General features: G+C 67.8%; 22 protein-coding genes. 16 read left to right on the top strand and 6 right to left on the bottom strand.

Annotated features, from left to right (window positions below; translation table 11 throughout):
- Positions 1-1,005 carry a cobaltochelatase subunit CobS gene (cobS, locus tag K7G82_RS07060; protein WP_222989160.1) on the bottom strand — a complete coding sequence of 335 codons (1,005 nt, stop codon included), beginning with the start codon at positions 1,003-1,005 and terminating at the stop codon, positions 1-3.
- A gap of 70 nt (positions 1,006-1,075) precedes the next feature.
- Positions 1,076-1,780, bottom strand: coding sequence for a winged helix-turn-helix transcriptional regulator (locus K7G82_RS07055; protein WP_222989159.1), 705 nt, complete (start codon positions 1,778-1,780; stop codon positions 1,076-1,078).
- Positions 1,781-1,842: 62 nt separating this feature from the next.
- Here K7G82_RS07055 and K7G82_RS07050 point away from each other — a divergent pair, with 62 nt between their 5' ends.
- The 6 genes from K7G82_RS07050 (at position 1,843) to K7G82_RS07025 (ending at position 6,154) form a co-directional block, all read left to right on the top strand.
- Positions 1,843-2,280, top strand: coding sequence for a VOC family protein (locus tag K7G82_RS07050; RefSeq protein WP_222989158.1), 438 nt, complete (start codon positions 1,843-1,845; stop codon positions 2,278-2,280).
- Positions 2,281-2,379: 99 nt separating this feature from the next.
- Positions 2,380-3,099: a DUF1428 domain-containing protein gene (locus tag K7G82_RS30290; protein WP_222989157.1), complete on the top strand. Its 720-nt coding sequence runs from the start codon at positions 2,380-2,382 to the stop codon at positions 3,097-3,099.
- A 160-nt stretch (positions 3,100-3,259) separates the two neighbouring features.
- The gene (locus K7G82_RS07040; RefSeq protein WP_222989156.1) at positions 3,260-4,036 is read left to right on the top strand and encodes a VOC family protein; all 777 of its coding nucleotides are present in this window, start codon (positions 3,260-3,262) and stop codon (positions 4,034-4,036) included.
- Positions 4,037-4,060: 24 nt separating this feature from the next.
- The gene (locus K7G82_RS07035; RefSeq protein WP_222989155.1) at positions 4,061-4,549 is read left to right on the top strand and encodes a VOC family protein; all 489 of its coding nucleotides are present in this window, start codon (positions 4,061-4,063) and stop codon (positions 4,547-4,549) included.
- A 193-nt stretch (positions 4,550-4,742) separates the two neighbouring features.
- Complete coding sequence (locus K7G82_RS07030) at positions 4,743-5,309, top strand: glycine-rich domain-containing protein (RefSeq protein WP_222989154.1); 567 nt, start codon at positions 4,743-4,745, stop codon at positions 5,307-5,309.
- Between the two features lie 38 nt (positions 5,310-5,347).
- The gene (locus K7G82_RS07025) at positions 5,348-6,154 is read left to right on the top strand and encodes a TIGR04222 domain-containing membrane protein (protein ID WP_222989153.1); all 807 of its coding nucleotides are present in this window, start codon (positions 5,348-5,350) and stop codon (positions 6,152-6,154) included.
- 88 nt (positions 6,155-6,242) lie between these two features.
- Here the strand turns inward: K7G82_RS07025 and K7G82_RS07020 are convergent, their stop codons facing one another.
- The gene (locus tag K7G82_RS07020) at positions 6,243-6,845 is read right to left on the bottom strand and encodes a J domain-containing protein (protein ID WP_222989152.1); all 603 of its coding nucleotides are present in this window, start codon (positions 6,843-6,845) and stop codon (positions 6,243-6,245) included.
- A gap of 40 nt (positions 6,846-6,885) precedes the next feature.
- Here K7G82_RS07020 and K7G82_RS07015 point away from each other — a divergent pair, with 40 nt between their 5' ends.
- The 4 genes from K7G82_RS07015 to K7G82_RS07000 all read left to right on the top strand — a co-directional run bounded on the left by K7G82_RS07015 (position 6,886) and on the right by K7G82_RS07000 (position 9,595).
- Positions 6,886-7,170, top strand: a complete 285-nt coding sequence (locus K7G82_RS07015; protein WP_222989151.1) for a BolA family protein — start codon at positions 6,886-6,888, stop codon at positions 7,168-7,170.
- A 135-nt stretch (positions 7,171-7,305) separates the two neighbouring features.
- The gene (locus K7G82_RS07010; protein ID WP_222989150.1) at positions 7,306-7,758 is read left to right on the top strand and encodes an NUDIX hydrolase; all 453 of its coding nucleotides are present in this window, start codon (positions 7,306-7,308) and stop codon (positions 7,756-7,758) included.
- A complete protein-coding gene (locus K7G82_RS07005; protein WP_222989149.1) occupies positions 7,755-8,654 on the top strand; it encodes a pirin family protein in 900 nt (299 codons plus the stop codon). The genes K7G82_RS07010 and K7G82_RS07005 overlap by 4 nt, the downstream gene beginning before the upstream one ends.
- A 56-nt stretch (positions 8,655-8,710) precedes the next feature.
- Complete coding sequence (locus tag K7G82_RS07000; protein WP_222989148.1) at positions 8,711-9,595, top strand: alpha/beta fold hydrolase; 885 nt, start codon at positions 8,711-8,713, stop codon at positions 9,593-9,595.
- A gap of 131 nt (positions 9,596-9,726) precedes the next feature.
- Here the strand turns inward: K7G82_RS07000 and K7G82_RS06995 are convergent, their stop codons facing one another.
- The 3 genes from K7G82_RS06995 to K7G82_RS06985 are packed head-to-tail and all read right to left on the bottom strand — an operon-like array spanning position 9,727 to position 12,239.
- Positions 9,727-10,083 (bottom strand): endonuclease domain-containing protein, encoded by a 357-nt coding sequence (locus K7G82_RS06995; protein ID WP_222989147.1) that lies wholly within the window; start codon positions 10,081-10,083, stop codon positions 9,727-9,729.
- Between the two features lie 55 nt (positions 10,084-10,138).
- Entirely contained in the window at positions 10,139-11,185 is a 1,047-nt protein-coding gene (locus tag K7G82_RS06990) for a DUF2332 domain-containing protein (protein WP_222989146.1), read from the bottom strand.
- The gene (locus K7G82_RS06985) at positions 11,172-12,239 is read right to left on the bottom strand and encodes a DUF2332 domain-containing protein (protein WP_222989145.1); all 1,068 of its coding nucleotides are present in this window, start codon (positions 12,237-12,239) and stop codon (positions 11,172-11,174) included. The genes K7G82_RS06990 and K7G82_RS06985 overlap by 14 nt, the downstream gene beginning before the upstream one ends.
- Positions 12,240-12,286: 47 nt before the next feature.
- Between K7G82_RS06985 and hisG the strand changes: the two genes are divergently transcribed.
- From hisG to K7G82_RS06955, 6 genes are all read left to right on the top strand, one after another.
- Complete coding sequence (gene hisG, locus K7G82_RS06980) at positions 12,287-12,952, top strand: ATP phosphoribosyltransferase (protein WP_222989144.1); 666 nt, start codon at positions 12,287-12,289, stop codon at positions 12,950-12,952.
- Positions 12,942-14,246: a histidinol dehydrogenase gene (gene hisD, locus K7G82_RS06975; protein ID WP_222989143.1), complete on the top strand. Its 1,305-nt coding sequence runs from the start codon at positions 12,942-12,944 to the stop codon at positions 14,244-14,246. The genes hisG and hisD overlap by 11 nt, the downstream gene beginning before the upstream one ends.
- A gap of 29 nt (positions 14,247-14,275) precedes the next feature.
- A complete protein-coding gene (gene nusB, locus K7G82_RS06970; protein WP_222989142.1) occupies positions 14,276-14,731 on the top strand; it encodes a transcription antitermination factor NusB in 456 nt (151 codons plus the stop codon).
- Positions 14,728-15,636 (top strand): thiamine-phosphate kinase, encoded by a 909-nt coding sequence (gene thiL, locus K7G82_RS06965; RefSeq protein ID WP_222990202.1) that lies wholly within the window; start codon positions 14,728-14,730, stop codon positions 15,634-15,636. The genes nusB and thiL overlap by 4 nt, the downstream gene beginning before the upstream one ends.
- Positions 15,637-15,768: 132 nt before the next feature.
- Positions 15,769-17,883, top strand: coding sequence for a sodium-translocating pyrophosphatase (locus K7G82_RS06960; RefSeq protein ID WP_222989141.1), 2,115 nt, complete (start codon positions 15,769-15,771; stop codon positions 17,881-17,883).
- A gap of 153 nt (positions 17,884-18,036) precedes the next feature.
- The gene (locus tag K7G82_RS06955; RefSeq protein ID WP_222989140.1) at positions 18,037-20,007 is read left to right on the top strand and encodes an alpha/beta hydrolase family protein; all 1,971 of its coding nucleotides are present in this window, start codon (positions 18,037-18,039) and stop codon (positions 20,005-20,007) included.
- Positions 20,008-20,014 lie beyond the last annotated feature (7 nt).

Here is a 20,014-nt window from a genome sequence, read left to right as displayed (position 1 = left end):
TCAGGCTTTCGCCACGACGCTTTCGGGCAGGTCCTTGCCGAAGACGCGCTGATAATATTCGGCCACCAGCGCGCGTTCCGCCTCGTCGCACTTGTTGAGGAAGCTCAGGCGGAAGGCGAAGCCGACATCCTTGAAGATCAGCGAGTTCTGCGCCCAGGTGATCACGGTGCGCGGGCTCATGACGGTGGAGATGTCGCCATTGATGAAGCCCTGGCGGGTCAGGTCCGCCACTTTCACCATGTTCTCCACCTCCTTCTTGCCGCCCTCGTGATCATATTCGCCCGACTTGGCGAGCACGATCTGCGCCTCGACCTGCGCGGGCAGATAGTTGAGCGTGACGACGATGTTCCAGCGGTCCATCTGGCCCTGGTTGATCTGCTGCGTGCCGTGATACAGGCCGCTGGTGTCGCCCAGGCCCACCGTGTTGGCGGTGGCGAACAGGCGGAACCAGGGATTGGGCCGGATCACGCGATTCTGGTCGAGCAGCGTCAGCTTGCCCTCGGTCTCCAGCACGCGCTGGATCACGAACATCACATCGGGGCGGCCGGCGTCATATTCGTCGAACACCAGCGCGGTCGGCGTCTGCAGCGCCCAGGGCAGCAGGCCTTCGCGGAACTCGGTGACCTGCTGGCCGTCGCGCAGCACGATGGCGTCGCGGCCGATCAGGTCGATACGGCTGATATGCGCGTCGAGGTTGATGCGGATGCACGGCCAGTTGAGGCGCGCCGCCACCTGCTCGATATGCGTCGACTTGCCGGTGCCGTGATAGCCCTGGACCATCACGCGCCGGTTGTGCGCGAAACCCGCCAGGATCGCGAGCGTGGTGTCCCCGTCGAACACATAGGCGGGATCGAGATCGGGCACGCGTTCGTCGGCCTCGCTGAAGGCGGGCACCATCATGTCGGTATCGATGCCGAACAGGTCGCGGACGCTCACCTGCTTGTCGGGCGCGTCGAGCACCGTCGACTCGCGGCTGTCGGGCTGGGCGTTGGGAATGTCGGTCATGGATCGGCCTGCATGCAAGAGAGTCGCGGCCCGGTTAAAGGCTGGCGCGCGCGGATGCAACGCGAACGCGTCAAACAACGCCCGGCGGCGCCTTGGCGGGAATCGGAAACAGCGTGGCGAAGTGGGCGGCGAGCGCGCGATCACCCTCCACCGCCAGCAGCCCGTCCCGCGCCAGATCGTCGAGCGGCACGCCCGCATAGACCGCCGCCGCCACGCCGGAGGGCACCCCGGTCATCACCAGATCGGGCCGCTCGACCGCGCCGCGCCCGATCGCGACCGCGCCGTCGTCGATCGTCAGGAAGAACGCCTCCTCGCCCAGATGAAAGCCGATCCGCATCGTCAGCCCGCGCGCGCGCGCCGGATCGATCATCGTGCGCAACGACAGCATCAGCGAAACCGCGCTGAACGGGCGCGTCGGATCATGCCGTGGCGAACGCGCGGCCCAGCGGCCCAGCGCCTGGAACACCGGCCCCGCCTCCTGCCCCCAGGGCGTCAGCCCATAGACCTGGACGGAGATCGGCGGCGGCAGCTTCGATCGCGTGACGATGCCCGCTTCCTCCAGCCCGGTCAGCCGCTGCGTCAGCACGTTCGCGCTGATCGCGGGCAGGCTCTTGCGCAGTTCGCTGAAGCGGCGCGGCCCCAGCATCAGTTCGCGCATCACCGGCAGCGCCCAGCGCTCCCCGATGATGTCCATCCCATGGGTGGCCGCGCAGGCATCGTCATAACGGCGCTTTTGCGCGGCTTCGGACGAGTCGGTTATTTTTTGTAACTTCATAGTTGCTTTTTATAACCTCCGGGGGCATCAGGGTCAAACAACGAGTCGCGAGAGGATGAAAAATGGCGAAGATGATTTTCGTGAACCTGCCGGTGGCGGATGTGGCGAAGGCGCGGCGCTTCTACGAAGCGGTGGGCGCGACGGCCGATACGCGCTTTTGCACGGACGACACCGCGATGATGGCGTTTTCGGACACGATCACCTTCATGCTGATGTCACATCAACGGTTCAACGACTTCACGACAAAGTCCGTCGCAGACACCCGCAGCACCGCCCAGGTGCTGCTATGTCTGAGCGAGGACAGCCGCGATGGAGTCGAGGCGACCATGACGAAGGCGATCACGGCCGGCGCGAAGGCCGATCCGACGCCGCGCCAGGAAATGGGCGACTTCATGTACGGCCGCAGTTTCGAGGATCTCGACGGCCATATCGTCGAGCTGGTGTGGATGGATGTCGATGCGGCGATGGCCGCGTGGAGCGCCGAGCCCGCGGCCGCCTGAGCCGCGCGATGAAGCAGGGGCCGGCAAACGGATGGCGGTTCCGCAATTGATTTTCGAGGGGCGCGAAGCCCCCGCCCGGTTCGCATGAGGAGAGATGCAATGACCTATGTGGAAGGATTCGTCGTCGCGGTGCCGGCGGCCAACAAGGACGCCTATCGCAAGCATGCCGAACAGGCGCTGCCGCTGTTCAAGGAATTCGGGGTGGCCCGGATGGTCGAGTGCTGGGGCGACGACGTGCCCGACGGCAAGGTGACCGATTTCAAGGGCGCGGTGCAGGCGAAGGAGGACGAGGTCGTCGTCTTCTCCTGGTTCGAATATCCATCGAAGACGGTGCGCGAAGCCGCCGTCGAGAAGATGATGTCCGATCCGCGCATGGCAACGATGGGCGCGGACATGCCGTTCGACGGCAAGCGCATGATCGTCGGCGGCTTCGAGGCGATCGTCGACGACAGCGGCGAGGGCGCCATGGGCTATGCCGACGGCTATCTCGTGCCCGTGCCCGCCGGCAACAAGGAAGCCTATCGCGCGCTGGCGACAAAGGCGTCGCAGGTCTTTTTCGATCACGGCGCAACGCGCGTGGTGGAGGCATGGGGCGACGACGTGCCCACCGGCAAGGTCACCGACTATGCGCGCGCCATCAAGGCCGAGGGCGACGAGGTCGCCGTCTTCTCATGGGTCGAATGGCCATCGAAGGAAGCGCGCCAGGAAGGCTGGAAAAAGGTGATGGAGGACGAGCGGATGAAGCCCGACGGCTCCGAGATGCCCTTCAACGGCCAGCGCATGATCTATGGCGGCTTCTCGCCGCTCGTCGACGCCTGAGCGGCTTTTGGGGAAAGCCGGTGCCAGCCCGCTCCCTCGCCCAACCTCGCGAACCAGTATCATCCTGTCGGGAGGTTGGGCGGGGGAGCGGGCCGGTGCCGCCGGAAAGCGCTCTTCCGCTTTCCAAAACAAATCTGAACACGGACGAGGGAGACAGGTCATGGCCAATGCGCATGGCGAATTCATCTGGTACGAACTGATGACGCCCGATCCGGACGCGTCGAAGATATTCTACGACAGCGTCGTCGGCTGGACGATCGGCGACAGGCCTTCCCAGGGCATGGATTATCGCATGATCGCGGCGGCCGACGGTTTTGTCGGCGGCGTGCTGGCGCTCAATGCGGACATGGTCGCGGGCGGCGCCGTGCCCGGCTGGATGGGCTATTTCGGGGTCGACGATGTCGACGCCACCGTCGCCGCGATCGTGGCGGCGGGCGGCCAGATCCATCTGCCCGCCAGCGACATCCCCGATGTCGGCCGCATCGCGATGGTCAGCGATCCCCAGGGCGTCGCCATCTATGTGATGCGCGGGGCCAGCGACGAGGCCAGCACCGCCTATGGCCGGCATGCGATGGGCCATGTGAGCTGGAACGAGCTGCAGACCACCGACGATGCCGCCGCGCTCGCCTTTTACGACACGCATTTCGACATCAAGAAGGTCGGCGCGATGGAGATGGGCGAGATGGGCGATTACAGCTTCATCGCCAATAGCGAGGGCGGCGAGGCGATCGGCGCGGTGATGAAGGCAATGCCGGGCGTGCGCCCGGGCTGGGGCTTTTATTTCCGCGTGCCCGAGATCGAGGCCGCCAAGGCGCGGATCGAGCAGGCCGGCGGCACCGTCACCCACGGCCCGATGGAAGTGCCGGGCGGCGAGATGGTGCTCAACGCGATAGACCCCCAGGGCGCGCTTTTCGGCCTGGTCGCACCGGGCAAGTAAACCCGGAAAACAAGGAGACGGATCATGTCCGAGAAGATCATTCCCTGCCTGTGGTTCGACGGCAATGCCGAGGAAGCCGCGAATTTCTATGCCGAGCACCTGCCCGATTCGCGCGTGGTCGCCGTCCACCGCTCGCCGGCGGACAATCCCAGCGGCGGCGCGGGCAGCGTGCTCACCGTCGAATTCGTCGTCGCCGGCCAGAATTTCGTCGGGCTGAACGGCGGCCCGCATTTCAGATTCAACGAAGCGGTGAGCTTCCAGATCATGTGCGACGATCAGGCCGAGGCGGACCGGCTGACCGATGCGCTGTCGAGCGTGCCCGAATCCGAGCAATGCGGCTGGGTGAAGGACCGGTTCGGCCTGTCGTGGCAGATCGTGCCCCGGCGCATGATCGCGCTGCTCGGCGATCCCGATCCGGGCCGCGCCAAACGCGCGATGCAGGCGATGCTCACGATGAAGCGGATCGACATCGCCAGGGTGGAAGCGGCGGCGGACGGCGAGCTCGTCGACTGACCGGCATCGACAAGGCGATATTTCTTCGAGCCCGGCCTGGAGCCTGATCGCTTGAGGTGGAAGCGCTACGCGCTTCCACCGATGGCGTGAAACGTCAGTACGGCGCAGCCAATCAGGCTCCACTCAGATGGTCTGATGGCCGGGCTTTTTTTTCATCGATTCGTAATATCTACCATGCTAATAGACATAATAGATGAGCGAGACACACAGTCTGCTTGCAACACCTGACCACCCGGTCTGGGCCGCGCTTTCCCCTTACATCATCGGCCCCCAAGACGCCGACCTGCCCTTCGCCGAACGGCTGGCGCGCGACAATGGCTGGACCGGCGCGCACGCCCAGCGCGTGATCGAGGAATATAAGCGCTTCTGCTTCCTCGCCGCGACGGTGGATCATCAGGTCACGCCATCCGACGCGGTCGACCAGGCCTGGCACCTCCACCTCACCTACAGCCGCGATTACTGGGAGCGCTTCTGCCCGGAGGTGCTCGGCCGGCCGCTCCATCACGGGCCGACGGCGGGCGGCGGCGCCGAGCAGCATCGCTATTTCGAACAATATGCCGATACGCTCAAAAGCTACGAACAGGCCTTTGGCGCCCCGCCGCCCGCCGATCTGTGGCCGAGCGCGGCGCGGCGGCTGATCGACGATCCCAGGGCACGGCGCGTCCATCCGCGCGACGCGCTGATCATTCCAAGACGGGCGGTCCGGCCGCTGCTGTGGCTGGCCGGCGCCATCGCCGTCGTCCATTTCCTTTACTGGTAGGGAGAAAGACCCAGATTATGCCCCTTGGACCCTTCGACATGACCGGCGGACCCTTTCTGCTGTTGTACGGGGTGCTGCTGATCCTCACCATCTTCGTGGGCCTCGCCATTCCGCGCTGGCTGCGCCCCGACGGACGAAGCCAGCGCGTGACCGACGCGAACGACCTTGCATGGCTGGCGGGCGGCCCGGCGCGCTTCGCCGATGCCGTCGTGGCGCGGCTGCTGTCGATTCGCGCGCTGGACATGATCGGCAAGGACAATTTCCGCGCCATCGCGCGCGATGCCGGCCAGGGCGCGGCCGAACACAGCGTGCTCGCGCTGCCCCAGCCCATGTCGTGGCCGGCGATCGAAAAGACGCTGCGACCCTATGCCGAACCGGTCGAACGCCGGCTCACCGCCTCCGGCCTGCTGATGGATGGGGCGACGCTGTTCCAGATGCGCTTCTGGCAGACATCGCCCTATCTGCTGCTGATCGTCTTCGGCGCGACCAAATGGCTGATCGGCGACGCGCGCGGCCGCCCGGTCGGCTTCCTCACCGTCTTCCTGATCGTCACCGCGATCTTTGCGCTCATCCGCTTCTTCGCGGTCGACCGGCGGACGCGGGCGGGCCAGGACGCGCTCGAACAGGCCACCGCCCGCTCCGCGCGGCTCAAACAGGCGCCGACCAACTCGGAGATCGGCCTTGCCGTCGCGCTGTTCGGCACCACGGTGCTCGCCGGTTCAGGCTGGGCCGCCTTCCACCAGCTTCGCAGCGCGGGCTCCGGCGACAGCGGCAGCGGTGGGGGTGGCGACGGAGGAGGCGGCGGCGGTTGCGGCGGCGGCGGATGTGGCGGCTGCGGCGGTTAAGCTACTCCAGCCCCCAGTCGCTCCAGCGTGCGCTGGAGCGACGGAATGAATTCAGGTCGGCGAATGACCTCACCGATCCGCGGACATCTCAAGCAAAGGCCGGCGCGCCCTTCAGCCGCGTATAAGCCGCGATGACATCGCCCAGCGCCTTTTCATGGCTGCGATCGCCGCCATTGCGATCGGGATGGTAGCGCCGCACCAGATCGGCATAGCGCTGGCGCAAGTCCTTGCGCGTCGCGTCGGGCGTGAGCCCGAGCAGCTTCAGGTCCTTGCGGTTCTCGCCTGACAGCGGCTTGCCGTCGGCGCGCGGCTGCGGCGCGGTGTCGCGGAAGCGCGCGGAGATCGCGTCGAGCGGATCGGAGAAATCGGCCCAGCGCGGCGGCCGGTCCGCCCCGCTCGTCGCGAAGGCGCGGGTCTCGCGCTCCCATCCGGCGAAGGGGCGCTGGGCGGCCGCGATCTCGTCGGCATCCATGCCTTCGAAGAAATTATAGCCCGCGTTGAACGCGCGGACATGTTCCAGGCAATACCAGCGCCAATCGCCCGGGCCGTCGAAACCGGGGCGGCGCGTGCCGGGCGCGCGGAACTCCCCGGCTTCTTCGCATCCGGCATGGTCGCATCGCCGGCCCCCGCCCTCCACGCGCCCGTGGAAGCGCGTGCGGCGCTTGCCCTCTTCTGTCCGTCCGTCGCTCAAAACCGCTCCCGATCCCGATCAAACCCCCTATATAGGGCCGATGCAGACCCCGACAAAAGGCCCCGTGGCCACGGAAATCGAAGCGCGGCTGACGGCGGCCCTCTCCCCCGCACGGCTCGCCGTGATCAACGACAGCGCGCAGCATCGCGGCCATATGGGTGATGACGGCAGCGGCGAATCGCACTTCACCGTCGAGATCGAAAGCGCGGCGTTCGCCGGGCAGAGCCGCGTCGCACGGCAGCGTATGGTGAACCACGCGCTCGGCGATCTGATGCGGAACGCCGTCCACGCGCTCGCGATCAAGGCGCGCGCGCCGGGCGAGTGACTCACTGAAAGCGTGAATCGCGCCCTCACCCTGTCGCTTAGAGCCTGATTCACATTTCGGATCGACCTTCGCCTGTCGCGGATCCCGGCCCGACAGGCGCTTTCACCCGTCCGGCACCCGCTTTAGGCCCGATGCATGACCGATACCCGAACCGCCCGCCCCGCTTCCCGCATCCTGCTGATCGATCCGGCGGGCCGGGCGCTGCTGTTCCGCTTCGATCCTGACGACCGGCCGCCCTTCTGGTGCACGCCGGGCGGCGCGGTCGATCCGGGGGAAAGCTATTATCAGGCCGCCCGGCGCGAATTGCTGGAAGAAACCGGGATCGATGCCGATCCGGGCGAGGAGATCGCGCGCCGGCAGATCGAGTTCGTCACGCTGGAGGGCGTGCCCGTCACCGCCGACGAACGCTGGTTCCTGGTCCGCGCCGGCGACGCCGCGATCGACACGGCGCGCCATACCGAGCTTGAGCAACGCGTGATGACGCGGTGGCGCTGGTTCACGCCCGACGAGATCGCCGCGCATCCCGAACGCATCTATCCCGAGGATCTGGTCGCACTCCTCAAGGCCACAACCGGAGCAACCGCATGACCGACGATCCCGTGATCCAGACCATCCTGCCGGTGACCCACGACCTGGGCGGGTTCAAGGTGCATCGCACCCTGCCGGCCAGGGCGCGCACCATGGTCGGCCCCTTCATCTTCTTCGACCAGATGGGGCCGGCGCACCTGCCGGTGGGCGAGGGCATCGACGTGCGCCCGCATCCACACATCAACCTCGCCACCGTCACCTATCTGTTCGCGGGCGCGATCGACCATCGCGATTCGCTGGGCACCTTCAAGACGATCGAGCCGGGCGCGGTGAACCTGATGACGGCGGGCAGCGGCATCGTCCATTCGGAACGCTCGCCACGCCGCGAACGCGCGGCCGGGCCGGCGCTGTCGGGCATCCAGACCTGGCTGGCGCTGCCGGAACGGGACGAGGAGATCGCCCCGGCATTCGAACATGTCGCCAAGGCGGCGCTGCCCATCGTCAGGGACGAAGGCGTGCAGGCGCGGATCATCATGGGCAGCCTGTGGGGCCGGACCGCGCCGACCACCACCTATGCCGGCACCATCTATGCGGACATCCTGCTCGGCGCGGGCAGCGCGATCCCGATCGACGCCGAAGCCGAGGAACGCGCGCTCTACGTCGCGATCGGCGACGCCAGCCTGGACGGCATGGCGCTCGCCCCCATGACGCTGTACGTCCTCAAGCCCGGCACGCGCGCGACGCTGCGGTCCGAACAGGGCGGCCGCGTGATGCTGTGCGGCGGAGAGGCGTTCGCGACGCCGCGCCATGTCTGGTGGAATTTCGTCTCCTCCCGCCGCGAGCGGATCGAGCAGGCCAGGCGGGACTGGAACGAGGACCGCTTCCCCAAGGTGCCGGGCGACGACAAGGAATTCATCCCGATCCCCGAAATCCCCAATACCGTCAGCTATCCGTAACGGATTCGCCTCCGCCGCCGGAGCGGCTTAAGCTGCGCGCGCAAAGGGAGGATCGCATGGCGGAGATCAGGCACGAACGTTTCGCGTTGCCCACGGGCGTCGAGCTCGACGTGGCGCTGGGGGGCGATCCGGCCAGCCCGCCGATCATCTTCCTCCACGGCTTTCCCGAATCGCACCGCACCTGGCGGCACCAGCTTCCCGATCTGGCGGAGGATCATTTCGTCGTGGCGCCCGACCAGCGCGGCTTCGCGCGTTCGTCCAAGCCGCCGGAGGTCGCCGATTATGCGCCCGACAAGACGGTGGGCGACCTGATCGCCCTCGCCGACGCGCTCGGCATCGGCCGCTTCACGCTGGTCGGCCACGACTGGGGCGGCGCGATCGCCTGGATGGCGGCGCTCACCCGGCCCGACCGGGTGGAACGGCTGATCATCATCAACGCGCCGCACCCCTATATCTTCCAGAAATCGCTGATCAAGGACGCGGGCCAGCGCGCCGCCAGCCAGTATATCCGCGCCTTCCGCAATCCGAACCTTGAGAAGCATCTGGAGGCGATCGGGCTGGAGGCGTTCTTCGACGGCACCTTCGCCAAGCATGTCGACACCGCGAAGGTCGGCGACGAAAGAGCGGTCTATCTCGACCAATGGAGCCAGCCCGGCGCGATGACCGCGATGCTCAACTGGTACCGCGCCTCGTCGATCGTCGTGCCGGAAACCGGCGAGGATGCCGAACCGCCCGCCTTCCTCTCCCAACCCTTCCCGCCGCTCCGCATGCCCGTGCTCGTCATCTGGGGCCTGGGCGACACCGCGCTGCTCCCCTGCCAGCTCGACGGGCTCGACGCGCTGGTGCCCGACCTGAAGATCGTGAAGGTCGATGCCGGCCATTTCGTGCCGTGGGAGAATCCCGAAGCGGTGACGAAGGCGATCCGGGCGTTTCTGGCTTAACCAGGATCGCGCCAACCCCTCCACCAGCCTTCGGCTGGTCCCCCTCCCCTTCAGGGAGGAATGATTTCATGCGCAAATCCTCCCTGAAGGGGAGGGGGACCGCCCCGGCAGCGCCGGGGTGGTGGAGGGGTTCAGCGCCGCCGCCGGACAGCCGCCACGATATGCCGAACCACGGCATCGAGATCGTCGAGCACATCCCGCGCCGGGATCCGCAGCACCTCCGCCCCTTGTTCCAGCAGCCAAGCATCGCGCGCCATGTCGCGCTCAGGCCGATCGCCCATATCGTGCGAGACCCCATCCACCTCGATTCCCAATCCCGCTTCAAGGCAGAAGAAGTCGATCACATAATCCCCGGCGGGATGCTGACGCCGAAATTTTAGCCCATACGGCCTGCCGCGAAGCGCACGCCAGAGCAGAACTTCAGGCAGACTCATCGTTCGCCGCAACGAGCGTGCGCGTTTGACAGTTCCTTTCGGACTACCCAGCATCGTGCCTACCCCTCCACCAGCCTGCGGCTGGTCCCCCTCCCCTCCAGGGAGGAATTTATTGCAGCCATTCCACCCAGAAGCCGTGCGCATGGGCATGGCCGTGGAGCACCGGTTCGCCCGTGCCGGGCCAGTGCCGCACCGTCAGGTCGTGGCGGTTCATCGTCCGGTCGGCTTCCAGATGGACCCAGCCGAGCGGCCGTTCCGCGCTCGCCCGCGCGCCCGCGGCGCGCATCGCCGCCTCGATCCGCGCCTGGCCGGCGGCGGGGATATATTGCCAGACGATCGAGTGCATCAGGACACGGGTGACGCCGGCCTGTTGCGGTTCGGCGAGGCGGGCCTCCACCCAGTCCGCCGCGTCGCCATGATCGAGCATCACCGGCTTTTCGCGGATCATCTCGATCGCCGCAGCGACGCGCGGGAAACGGATCGCGTGATCGGCCCAGATATAGGCGAGCAGCCGCCGCTCCGCCTCCGCCGAGGTCGGATCGATCGGCTGGATATCGACGCCGCGCACGCTTTCGATCTCGACCGTCGCGGCGGGCGGCGGCGGGCCGCGCCATTCGGGGCGGATCAGCACCGGCGAGGCCGGCGGCCCCACCATGACCCCGCCCAGATCGAAGCGATAGCGGTCGATCAACAGGTTGAGACCGGCGCTCGATCCGATCTCCAGCAGCTCGAAGCGCGGCCCGAACCGCCGCGCCAGCATGAGCAGCCCGGCCATCAGCCCCGCCGAACGGCCCGGCTCGTTGGTCTGCGGCGGACCGGCCAGCCAGGTCGCGATCTCGCCATCATGGGCGGCCAGCGTGACGCGGAGAGCATCCGCGATCCGATCGCGACCAGTCTCGCGTCCAACGAACAGGTCGTCGAGTTCGGGCGCGCGGCCGTCGCGCCACAGCGCGTGGAAGCCGCCCGCCACCCGCAGCGGCAGCGCATCGGGAATCGGCGCGCCCGGCCATGCCAGGATCCGCCGCCCCGTCTCCGTCGCGGCATCGATCGCGGCGGCGATGCCCCGGCACAGCCGCGCGGTGACCGGCGCGTCATTGGCATCGCAATATCGCGCCTGCAGCTCGAACGCCTGAAGATTGGTTTCAGCGTCGGCCATGCCGTTCGATCCCGTGCCACTGAATCCATGCGCAATGCGGGTGCGAATCGGCCAGGTGCAGCGTCTCGCCGCCCGGCCACAGGGTCAGCCGCAGCTCATAGGCGCTGCGATCCTCGTTGATCTCCAGCCCGAGCCAGCCGAGCGGCGTGTCGTCGGTCGCGACCGCCCCCGCGGCATCGAGCGCGGCGCGTATGCGCGCCTGCCCCGCCTCGTCGAAATATTGCCACGCAACGGTGTGATAGAGGATGCGCGCGACGCCCGGCGCGCGCGGTTCGGCGAGCCGCGCCTCCGCCCAGTCCGCGGCATCGCCCTGGTCGAGTCGCGGGGGATGCGCCGCCGCGATCGCCAGCGCCGCCTCCGCCCGCGCGATCCGCTCGGGCTGGTCGATCCACATATAGGCGATCAGCCGCTCGTGATTGGCCGGATCGGCGACGTCGATCGGCGCCCTGTCCACCCCGCGCGAGCCCAGGATGCGCGCGGGCACGGCCGGCGGCGGCGGGCCGCGCCATTCGGGTGAGAAACCCAGCGGCGCGCCGGGATCGCCCGCCGCGACGCCGCCCAGATCGAAGCGGTAGCGGGCAAGATTGAGGTTGAGCCCCGCGCTCGCCCCCAGTTCGAGCAGTTCGAAGGGCAGGCCGAACCGGTCGGCCGCGACCAGCAATCCCGCCATCACCGCCGCCGAGCGCGCGGTCTCGTTGGTCTGGGGCGGCAGATCGAGCCAGGTTTCGAGCCATGCGTCGCGCGCGCCGAGCGCGGCGGCGACGGCGGCATGCGCGTCGTCGCTGGCCGCCGCGTAATAGGCGCTGAGTTCGGGCACCGCGCCGCTGCGCGCCAGCGCGTGCAGGCCGCCGGCGAGCCGCAGCCCCGTGGCCCCGCCGAAACGCGACGAATCACCGGTGAGGCCGAGGATGCGTCCGCCGGTCGATGTCGCGGGATCGGCAAGGTCGGCGGCGGCATCGATGATCGCGGCGGTGCGCGGCGCGCCCATCTCGCGGCACGCGGCCGCCTGCGCGCGGAACGTGTCGAGCACCGTGGAGTCGGATTGGCTGGCCACGGGCTCAGTTGCCCTATTGTGCCCGCCCAAGTAAAGCGCCGCGCATCATGGCCCAGCCGATCATCATCGCCGTGCCCAAGGGGCGCATCCTGGAAGAGGCATTGCCGCTGCTCGCGCGCGCCGGCATCGTGCCCGAACCCGCGTTTTCGGACGAGGGCAGCCGCGCGCTCAGCTTCTCGACCAACCATCCGGGAATCTCGCTGATCCGCGTTCGCGCGTTCGACGTCGCGACCTTCGTCGCGCATGGCGCGGCGCAGCTCGGCATCGTCGGATCGGACGTGTTGCAGGAATTCGATTATTCGGAGCTCTACGCGCCCGTCGATCTCGGCATCGGCCATTGCCGCCTGTCGATCGCCGAACCCGTCGATCTCGCTGCGAAGGACGATCCGCGAGGCTGGAGCCATGTACGCGTCGCCACCAAATATCCCAATCTGACGCGGAAGCATTTCGAGGCGCGCGGCGTGCAGGCCGAATGCGTCAAGCTGAACGGCGCGATGGAGCTGGCACCGCTGCTCGGCCTGTCGAGCCGGATCGTCGATCTCGTCTCCTCCGGCCGCACGCTCAAGGAGAACGGCCTGGTCGAGGTCGAGGTGATCGCGCAGGTCTCCGCGCGGCTGATCGTCAACCGCGCCGCGTTCAAGATGCGCGCGGGCGAGATCGTGCCGCTGGTCGACCGGTTCCGCGAAATCGCCGGAAATCGCGATGCGGCCTGACGCCGGACCGCTGCGCCTGGACGCCTCGGCGCCCGATTTCGCGCGCGATTTCGCCGCGCTGGTCGATGCGCGCCGGGAAAGCGACGCCGATGTCTCGCGCGACGTGGCGGCGATCCTCGCGCGCGTCCGGGCGGAGGGAGACGCCGCGCTCCACGCGCTGACGCTCAAGTTCGATGGCCATGATCTCGACACGACCGGCTGGGAAGTCCCGCGCGCCGAGCGCCGCGCCGCGCTCGACGGCCTGTCCGCCGAGCTGCGCACCGCGCTGGAGCTCGCGGCCGATCGCATCCGCGCCTATCACCTCAAACAGAAGCCCGCCGACAGCGACAATGTCGACGCGGCGGGGGTCCGGCTCGGCGCGCGCTGGCGCGGCGTCGACGCCGCCGGCGTCTATGTTCCCGGCGGGCGCGCCGCCTATCCGTCCTCGGTGCTGATGAACGCGATTCCCGCGCGCGTCGCGGGGGTCGACCGGCTGACCATGGTGACGCCCACGCCGCGTGGCGAGACCAATCCGCTCGTCCTCGCCGCCGCCGAGATCGCGGGCGTCGATGAGGTATGGCGCGTCGGCGGGGCGCACGCGGTCGCCGCCCTCGCCTATGGCACCGCCCGGATCGGCGCGGTCGACGTCGTCACCGGCCCCGGCAATGCCTGGGTGGCGGAGGCCAAGCGCCAGCTTTACGGCGTCGTCGGCATCGACATGGTCGCGGGCCCGTCGGAGATCGTCGTCGTCGCCGATCGCGACAATGATCCCGAGTGGATCGCCGCCGATCTGCTGAGCCAGGCCGAGCACGACCCGACCAGCCAGTCCATCCTGTTCACCGACGACGCACCGTTCGCCGATGCCGTCGCCGCCGCCGTCACGCGCCAGCTCGCCTCGCTGGCCACCGGCGCGACCGCGACCGAAAGCTGGCTGGCCAATGGCGCGATCGTGCTGGTGCCGTCGCTGGACGCCGCGCTGCCGCTTGTCGACCGGCTGGCGCCCGAACATCTCGAACTCGCCGTCGCCGATCCCGAGCCGCTGTTCGCGCGCGTGCGCCATGCCGGCTCGGTCTTTCTCGGCCGCCACACGCCCGAGGCGGTGGGCGATTATGTCGCCGGGCCGAACCATGTGCTGCCGACCGGGCGGCGCGCGCGCTTCTCGTCGGGGCTTTCGGTGCTCGACTTCATGAAGCGGACCAGCTTCCTCGCCTGCGATCCCGCCGCCCTCCAGCGGATCGGCCCCGCCGCCGTCGCGCTCGCCGATGCGGAAGGACTGCCGGCGCACGCCAGGTCGGTCGCGCTCCGCCTCTCCTGACCGCGCCTATTTTGAGATAAGATCGATCGATGACCAAACCCGCCAACCGCGCCCAGTCCCGCTCCGCCGCCCGCCTCGCCGCCGTGCAGGCGCTTTACCAGATGGAGATGGAAGGCACGCCGCTGCGCGTGCTGCTCCATGAATTCCATCAGCACCGGCTGGGCGCGACGATCGAGGAGGTCGAATATGCCGATGCCGAGATCGATTTCTTCGACGATGTCGTCGCGGGCGTCGATGCCCGCCGCGCGGAGATCGACGCGATCGTCGCCGGCAAGCTCGCCAGCGGCTGGTCGCTCGAACGCCTCGACAAGCCGATGCGCCAGATCCTGCGCGCGGGCACCTATGAGCTGCTCGCCCGCGCGGACGTGCCCACCGGCAGCGTGATCAGCGAATATCTCGACGTCGCGCACGCCTTTTACGACAAGCGCGAGGCCGGCTTCGTCAACGGCCTGCTCGACGCGGTGGCGAAGGCGGTGCGCGGCTGAGTCGCGAGGCCGCCTTCATCGCGGCCCTTCGCGGCCTGGCGCGTCATCCGGCGGCGCGCGGCCTTCTCGACGACGCGGCGGTCCTCGACGGGCTGGTGCTGACGCACGACATGATCGCGGAGGGCGTGCATTTCCTGCCGGACGATCCGGCGGGCGACGTCGCGTGGAAGCTGGTCGCGGTCAATCTCTCCGATCTGGCGGCCAAGGGCGCGGCGCCCGCCGGGGTGTTGCTGGGCTATGCGCTCGCCGCCGACAGCCGATGGGAAACCGACTTCCTCGCCGGGCTGGACGCGGTGCTCGCCGCCTATGACGTGCCGTTGCTGGGCGGCGACACCGTCTCGCTGCCGGCGGGCGCGCCGCGCACGCTGGGGCTGACCGCGATCGGGCGCACCGAAGGCCCGGCGCCCTCGCGCACCGGCGCGCGGCCGGGCGACGCGCTGTACGTGACCGGCACGATCGGCGACGCGGGCGCGGGCCTCGCCATGGCCCAGGGTCTGATCGCCGCCGATCCCGTATTGCTCGCCGCCTATCGCCGCCCCACTCCCCGCCTCGCCGATGGCCGCGCGCTCGCGCCCGTCGTCCATGCGATGATGGACGTATCCGACGGGCTGCTGCTCGATGCGGCCCGCATGGCGGAAGCGAGCGGCGTCGCCATCGCGATCGAACTGGAGGCTGTGCCGCTGTCTGACGGCTATCGCGCGCTCAACGGCGACGGACGCGAGGCGCGCCTGAGCGCCGCCACCGCCGGCGACGATTATCAACTGCTGTTCGCGGCGCCCGCCGCCGCCGCGCTTCCCGTTCCGGCGACGCGCATCGGCGCCGTCACGGCGGGCGACGGGCTCTCGATCCGCCATCATGGAGAGGCCGTCGCGCCGCCCGCCCGGCTCGGCTATCTCCACGGATAATCCGCGCCGCGCCCGCGCTGGCTTGCAAAAGCGAGAAACCGCCCCCTATACCCCTGCACAGCCCCGAAAAACCACAACAGGGGGCGAGTGTTCGCGTGCTTCAATATGCCCGGAACAGGGGAAGGAAACCTGATGACCGTCGTCCAGCTTTCCATAGCGTGCGGCCTGATCGCCGTGCTCTATGGCTTCATTACAAGCCGGCAGGTGCTCGCAGCATCCGCCGGCAACGAAAAGATGCAGGAAATCGCAGGCGCCATCCAGGAAGGCGCAAAGGCTTATCTCGGCCGGCAATATCGCACCATCGCCATCGTCGGCGTCGTCGTCGCGGTGCTGGTCTTCGTCTTTCTCGGCCTCACATCCGCGATCGGCTTCCTTCTCGGAGCCATATTGTCGGGCGTGACCGGCTTCATCGGCATGAACATCTCGGTGCGCGCGAACGTCCGCACGGCCGAGGCGGCACGCCAGGGCCTGCAGAACGGACTGACCGTCGCGTTCCGCGCGGGCGCCATCACCGGCATGCTGGTGGCGGGCCTGGCGCTGCTCGCGATCGCGGTGTTCTTCTGGTACCTGACCGGCCCGGCGGGGCTGGCGGCCGGTGAGCGCCAGGTGGTCGACGCGCTCGTCGCGCTTGCCTTCGGCGCCTCGCTCATCTCGATCTTCGCGCGCCTCGGCGGCGGCATCTTCACCAAGGCCGCCGATGTCGGCGCCGATCTGGTCGGCAAGGTCGAGGCGGGCATTCCCGAGGACGATCCGCGCAACCCGGCCGTGATCGCCGACAATGTCGGCGACAATGTCGGCGACTGCGCGGGCATGGCGGCCGACCTGTTCGAAACCTATGTCGTCACAGTCGGCGCCACCATGGTGCTGACCGCATTGCTCGTGTCGGGCATCGACGACAGCACGCTGCTGGCGCTGATGAGCCTGCCGCTCGCCGTGGGCGGCGTCTGCGCGCTCACCTCGATCATCGGCACCTATTTCGTCCGCCTGGGTTCGAGCAACTCGATCATGGGCGCGCTCTACAAGGGCTTCCTCGCCACCGCGATCCTCTCGATCCCCGCGATCTTCGGGGTCACGCAGTGGACGCTCGGCGATCTCAACACGCCGATCGGCGGCGATCTGAGCGGCATCGGCGCCTTCACCGGCATGGACCTCTTCTGGTCGATGATGGTGGGCCTCGCCGTCACCGGGCTGATCGTGTGGATCACCGAATATTACACCGGCACCGGCTATCGCCCGGTCCGCTCGATCGCCAAGGCATCAGAAACGGGCCATGGCACCAATGTGATCCAGGGACTCGCCGTCAGCCTCGAGGCGACGGCGCTGCCGACGCTGGTGATCGTCGTCGGCATCGTCATCGCCTATCAGCTCGCCGGGCTGATCGGCATCGCCTTCGCCGCCACCTCGATGCTCGCGCTCGCCGGCATGGTGGTCGCGCTCGACGCCTATGGTCCCGTCACCGACAATGCCGGCGGCATCGCCGAAATGGCGGGGCTGGACGACAGCGTCCGTGAAAAGACCGACGCGCTCGACGCGGTGGGCAACACCACCAAAGCCGTCACCAAGGGCTATGCCATCGGTTCGGCGGGCCTCGCCGCGCTGGTGCTGTTCAGCGCCTACACCACCGACCTTCGGGAATTCTTCCCCGATCTGCAGGTCAATTTCAGCCTCGAAAATCCCTATGTGATCGTCGGGCTCCTGCTGGGCGCGCTGCTGCCCTATCTGTTCGGCGCGATGGGCATGACCGCCGTCGGCCGTGCGGCGGGCGACGTGGTGAAGGACGTGCGTGAACAGTTCGCCAGCAACAAGGGCATCATGGACGGCACCAGCCGCCCCGATTACGCCCGCACGGTGGATCTGGTCACCAAGGCGGCGATCAAGGAGATGATCATCCCTTCGCTGCTGCCGGTGCTGGCGCCGATCCTGGTCTATTTCGTGATCACGGCGGTGGCGGGTCAGGCCAACGGCTTCGCGGCATTGGGCGCGCTGCTGCTGGGCGTGATCGTCTCCGGCCTGTTCGTCGCGCTCTCGATGACCTCGGGCGGCGGCGCGTGGGACAATGCCAAGAAATATATCGAGGACGGTCATCACGGCGGCAAGGGCAGCGAAGCCCACAAGGCCGCGGTGACCGGCGACACGGTTGGCGATCCCTACAAGGACACCGCCGGTCCGGCGGTGAACCCGATGATCAAGATCACCAACATCGTCGCGCTGCTGCTGCTGGCGGCGCTGGCGCACGGCGCGATGTAACCGAACACGCATCGATCGACTTCGCCCCGTCCGGACACTGTCCGGGCGGGGCTTTCTTTATCGGGCTTTATCGGGTCCGAAATGGACCGATCACCTTGTAGCCGAAGCCGTATTTCCATAACCCGGCCCGATGGGGCGTTCGGGGGAGCGGGCTTGAAACGGGGTTTTTCGATGCTGACGTTCGGCGCGGCGTGCGCGTCCGCCGCCGCATTCGCGCAGACGGCGCCGATTCCGGCCGCCGCGCCGGCCGCGAGCGAATCCGCCCGCCCCGCCGGCCCGCCCACCAGGATTCCGAGCGCCATCTTCGCGACACAGCCGACGCTGCGTGGGCCGAAGCTTTCGCCCGACGGGCTGAAGCTGCTGGCCAGCACCACCAGCGGCGGACGCGACGGCATCGCCATCTTCACGCTGGCGGACGGCACCTATGACTCCTTCGCCGGCCCCGAAAAGGGGGAGATCGCCTGGTATCGCTGGGCCGGCCCCGGCCGCATCCTGGTCAGCATCGCCTCCACCGTCCCCTATTTCGACGACGAGGCCCGGCTGACACGCCTGCTCGCCTATGATCTGGCGACGAAGAAGATGAGCTTCATCGGCCGCAAGAACCAGGGGCTGGAGGGCGACGACGTCCTCTATGTCGATCCTGCGGGCGTCTATCTGCTGATGCAGATCCAGAAGACGATCTACGACTGGCCGTCGGTCTATCGGGTCGAGCTTGCCACCGGCGCGATGCAGGAGATCGTCAAGCCGATGGCGCCGGTCTGGGAATGGTTCGCCGATTCGGGCGGCACGGTGCGCGCCGGCATGGCCTTTCGCGAGCGGGTCTGGTCGCTGGTCTACCGCAAGAGCGCGGACGAGAAATTCCGCACCGTCGGCAAGGCTCGCTATGACGATGACGAGGCGAGCTTCGACCTGCTCCGCTTCAACCGCGAATCGGACGAGGGCTTCGTCCTGTCCAACAAGGAAACCGGCCGCTTCGCGCTCTACAAATATAATTACGCGACGCGGACGCGCGGCGAACTGGTGTTCGGCGATCCCAGATATGATCTCTCCGATGTCGACCTCAACGACGACGGGACCGGCGTGGAGGCGATCCGCTATGTCGACGATCAGGATCGCGTCGTCTGGTTCGATCCCGCGATGAAGGCGCATCAGTCGCAGATCGACTCGGCGCTAAAGGGGCGGCAAAGCCGGTTGGTCAACCGCAGCACCGACGGCAAGAAGATGCTGTACTGGATCGGATCGGCCAGCGATCCCGGCTATTATTATTTCTACAATATCGACGACGGGGTGCTGCGGCGCGTCGCCTATGTGAACAAGGATCTGCGCGCGGACCAGCTCTCCCCCACCCGCGCCGTCGAATATCAGGCACGCGACGGGCTGGCGATCACCGCCTACCTCACCTTGCCGCGCGGCCGGCCGGAAAAGAATCTGCCGCTGATCATCCTGCCGCATGGCGGCCCATATGACGTGCGCGACAAGCTGGCCTTCGATGCCGAGGTGCAGTTCCTCGCCAATCGCGGCTATGTGGTGTTCCAGCCCAATTTCCGGGGCTCGGGCGGCTATGGCAAGCAATTCTACGAAAAGGGCGAGGGACAGATCGGCCGCGCGATGCAGGACGATCTGGACGACGGCATGGACTGGCTGGCGAAGCAGGGGCTGATCGATCCCAAGCGCGTGTGCATCGTCGGCGCATCCTATGGCGGCTATGCCGCGCTCTGGGGCGCGACGCGCAATCCCGAACGCTATCGCTGCGCCGCCAGCTTCGCCGGCGTCAGCGATTTCAACCGCCAGCTCAAATACAGCCTGACCTATGCCATATCGAAACGGTACCGGAAGGATTGGCGCGACACGGTGCGCGGCGGGCCCGGCTTCGATCTCGCGACCATCTCGCCGCTTCAGCAGGTCGACAGGCTGCGCATCCCCGTGCTGCTCGCGCACGGCAAGGAGGACCGCACCGTGCCCTACAAACAGTCGAGCCTTTATGCCGATGCGCTGAAGCGCGCGGGCAAGGACGTCGAGTTCAGGACCTACGAGACCGAGGGACACGGTTTCAGCGATCCCGCCAATATGCAGGACTGGCTCGACCGGCTTGAAGCGTTCCTGGCGAAGCACAACCCGGCCTGATCGCGCA

The sequence above is a fragment of the Sphingomonas colocasiae genome (assembly GCF_019880585.1).
Taxonomy (GTDB): Bacteria; Pseudomonadota; Alphaproteobacteria; order Sphingomonadales; family Sphingomonadaceae; genus Sphingobium_A; species Sphingobium_A colocasiae.
Note: the sequence above shows the minus strand (reverse complement) of the source record. Positions and strands in the feature narration are given on the sequence as shown.

Coding starts and splice junctions, on each gene's coding strand:
- cobS (WP_222989160.1), bottom strand. CDS start 1,005: ATGACCGACATTCCCAACGCCCAGCCCGACAGCCGCGAGTCGACGGTG.
- K7G82_RS07055 (WP_222989159.1), bottom strand. CDS start 1,780: ATGAAGTTACAAAAAATAACCGACTCGTCCGAAGCCGCGCAAAAGCGC.
- K7G82_RS07050 (WP_222989158.1), top strand. CDS start 1,843: ATGGCGAAGATGATTTTCGTGAACCTGCCGGTGGCGGATGTGGCGAAG.
- K7G82_RS30290 (WP_222989157.1), top strand. CDS start 2,380: ATGACCTATGTGGAAGGATTCGTCGTCGCGGTGCCGGCGGCCAACAAG.
- K7G82_RS07040 (WP_222989156.1), top strand. CDS start 3,260: ATGGCCAATGCGCATGGCGAATTCATCTGGTACGAACTGATGACGCCC.
- K7G82_RS07035 (WP_222989155.1), top strand. CDS start 4,061: ATGTCCGAGAAGATCATTCCCTGCCTGTGGTTCGACGGCAATGCCGAG.
- K7G82_RS07030 (WP_222989154.1), top strand. CDS start 4,743: ATGAGCGAGACACACAGTCTGCTTGCAACACCTGACCACCCGGTCTGG.
- K7G82_RS07025 (WP_222989153.1), top strand. CDS start 5,348: ATGACCGGCGGACCCTTTCTGCTGTTGTACGGGGTGCTGCTGATCCTC.
- K7G82_RS07015 (WP_222989151.1), top strand. CDS start 6,886: ATGCAGACCCCGACAAAAGGCCCCGTGGCCACGGAAATCGAAGCGCGG.
- K7G82_RS07010 (WP_222989150.1), top strand. CDS start 7,306: ATGACCGATACCCGAACCGCCCGCCCCGCTTCCCGCATCCTGCTGATC.
- K7G82_RS07005 (WP_222989149.1), top strand. CDS start 7,755: ATGACCGACGATCCCGTGATCCAGACCATCCTGCCGGTGACCCACGAC.
- K7G82_RS07000 (WP_222989148.1), top strand. CDS start 8,711: ATGGCGGAGATCAGGCACGAACGTTTCGCGTTGCCCACGGGCGTCGAG.
- K7G82_RS06995 (WP_222989147.1), bottom strand. CDS start 10,083: ATGCTGGGTAGTCCGAAAGGAACTGTCAAACGCGCACGCTCGTTGCGG.
- K7G82_RS06990 (WP_222989146.1), bottom strand. CDS start 11,185: ATGGCCGACGCTGAAACCAATCTTCAGGCGTTCGAGCTGCAGGCGCGA.
- hisG (WP_222989144.1), top strand. CDS start 12,287: ATGGCCCAGCCGATCATCATCGCCGTGCCCAAGGGGCGCATCCTGGAA.
- hisD (WP_222989143.1), top strand. CDS start 12,942: ATGCGGCCTGACGCCGGACCGCTGCGCCTGGACGCCTCGGCGCCCGAT.
- nusB (WP_222989142.1), top strand. CDS start 14,276: ATGACCAAACCCGCCAACCGCGCCCAGTCCCGCTCCGCCGCCCGCCTC.
- K7G82_RS06960 (WP_222989141.1), top strand. CDS start 15,769: ATGACCGTCGTCCAGCTTTCCATAGCGTGCGGCCTGATCGCCGTGCTC.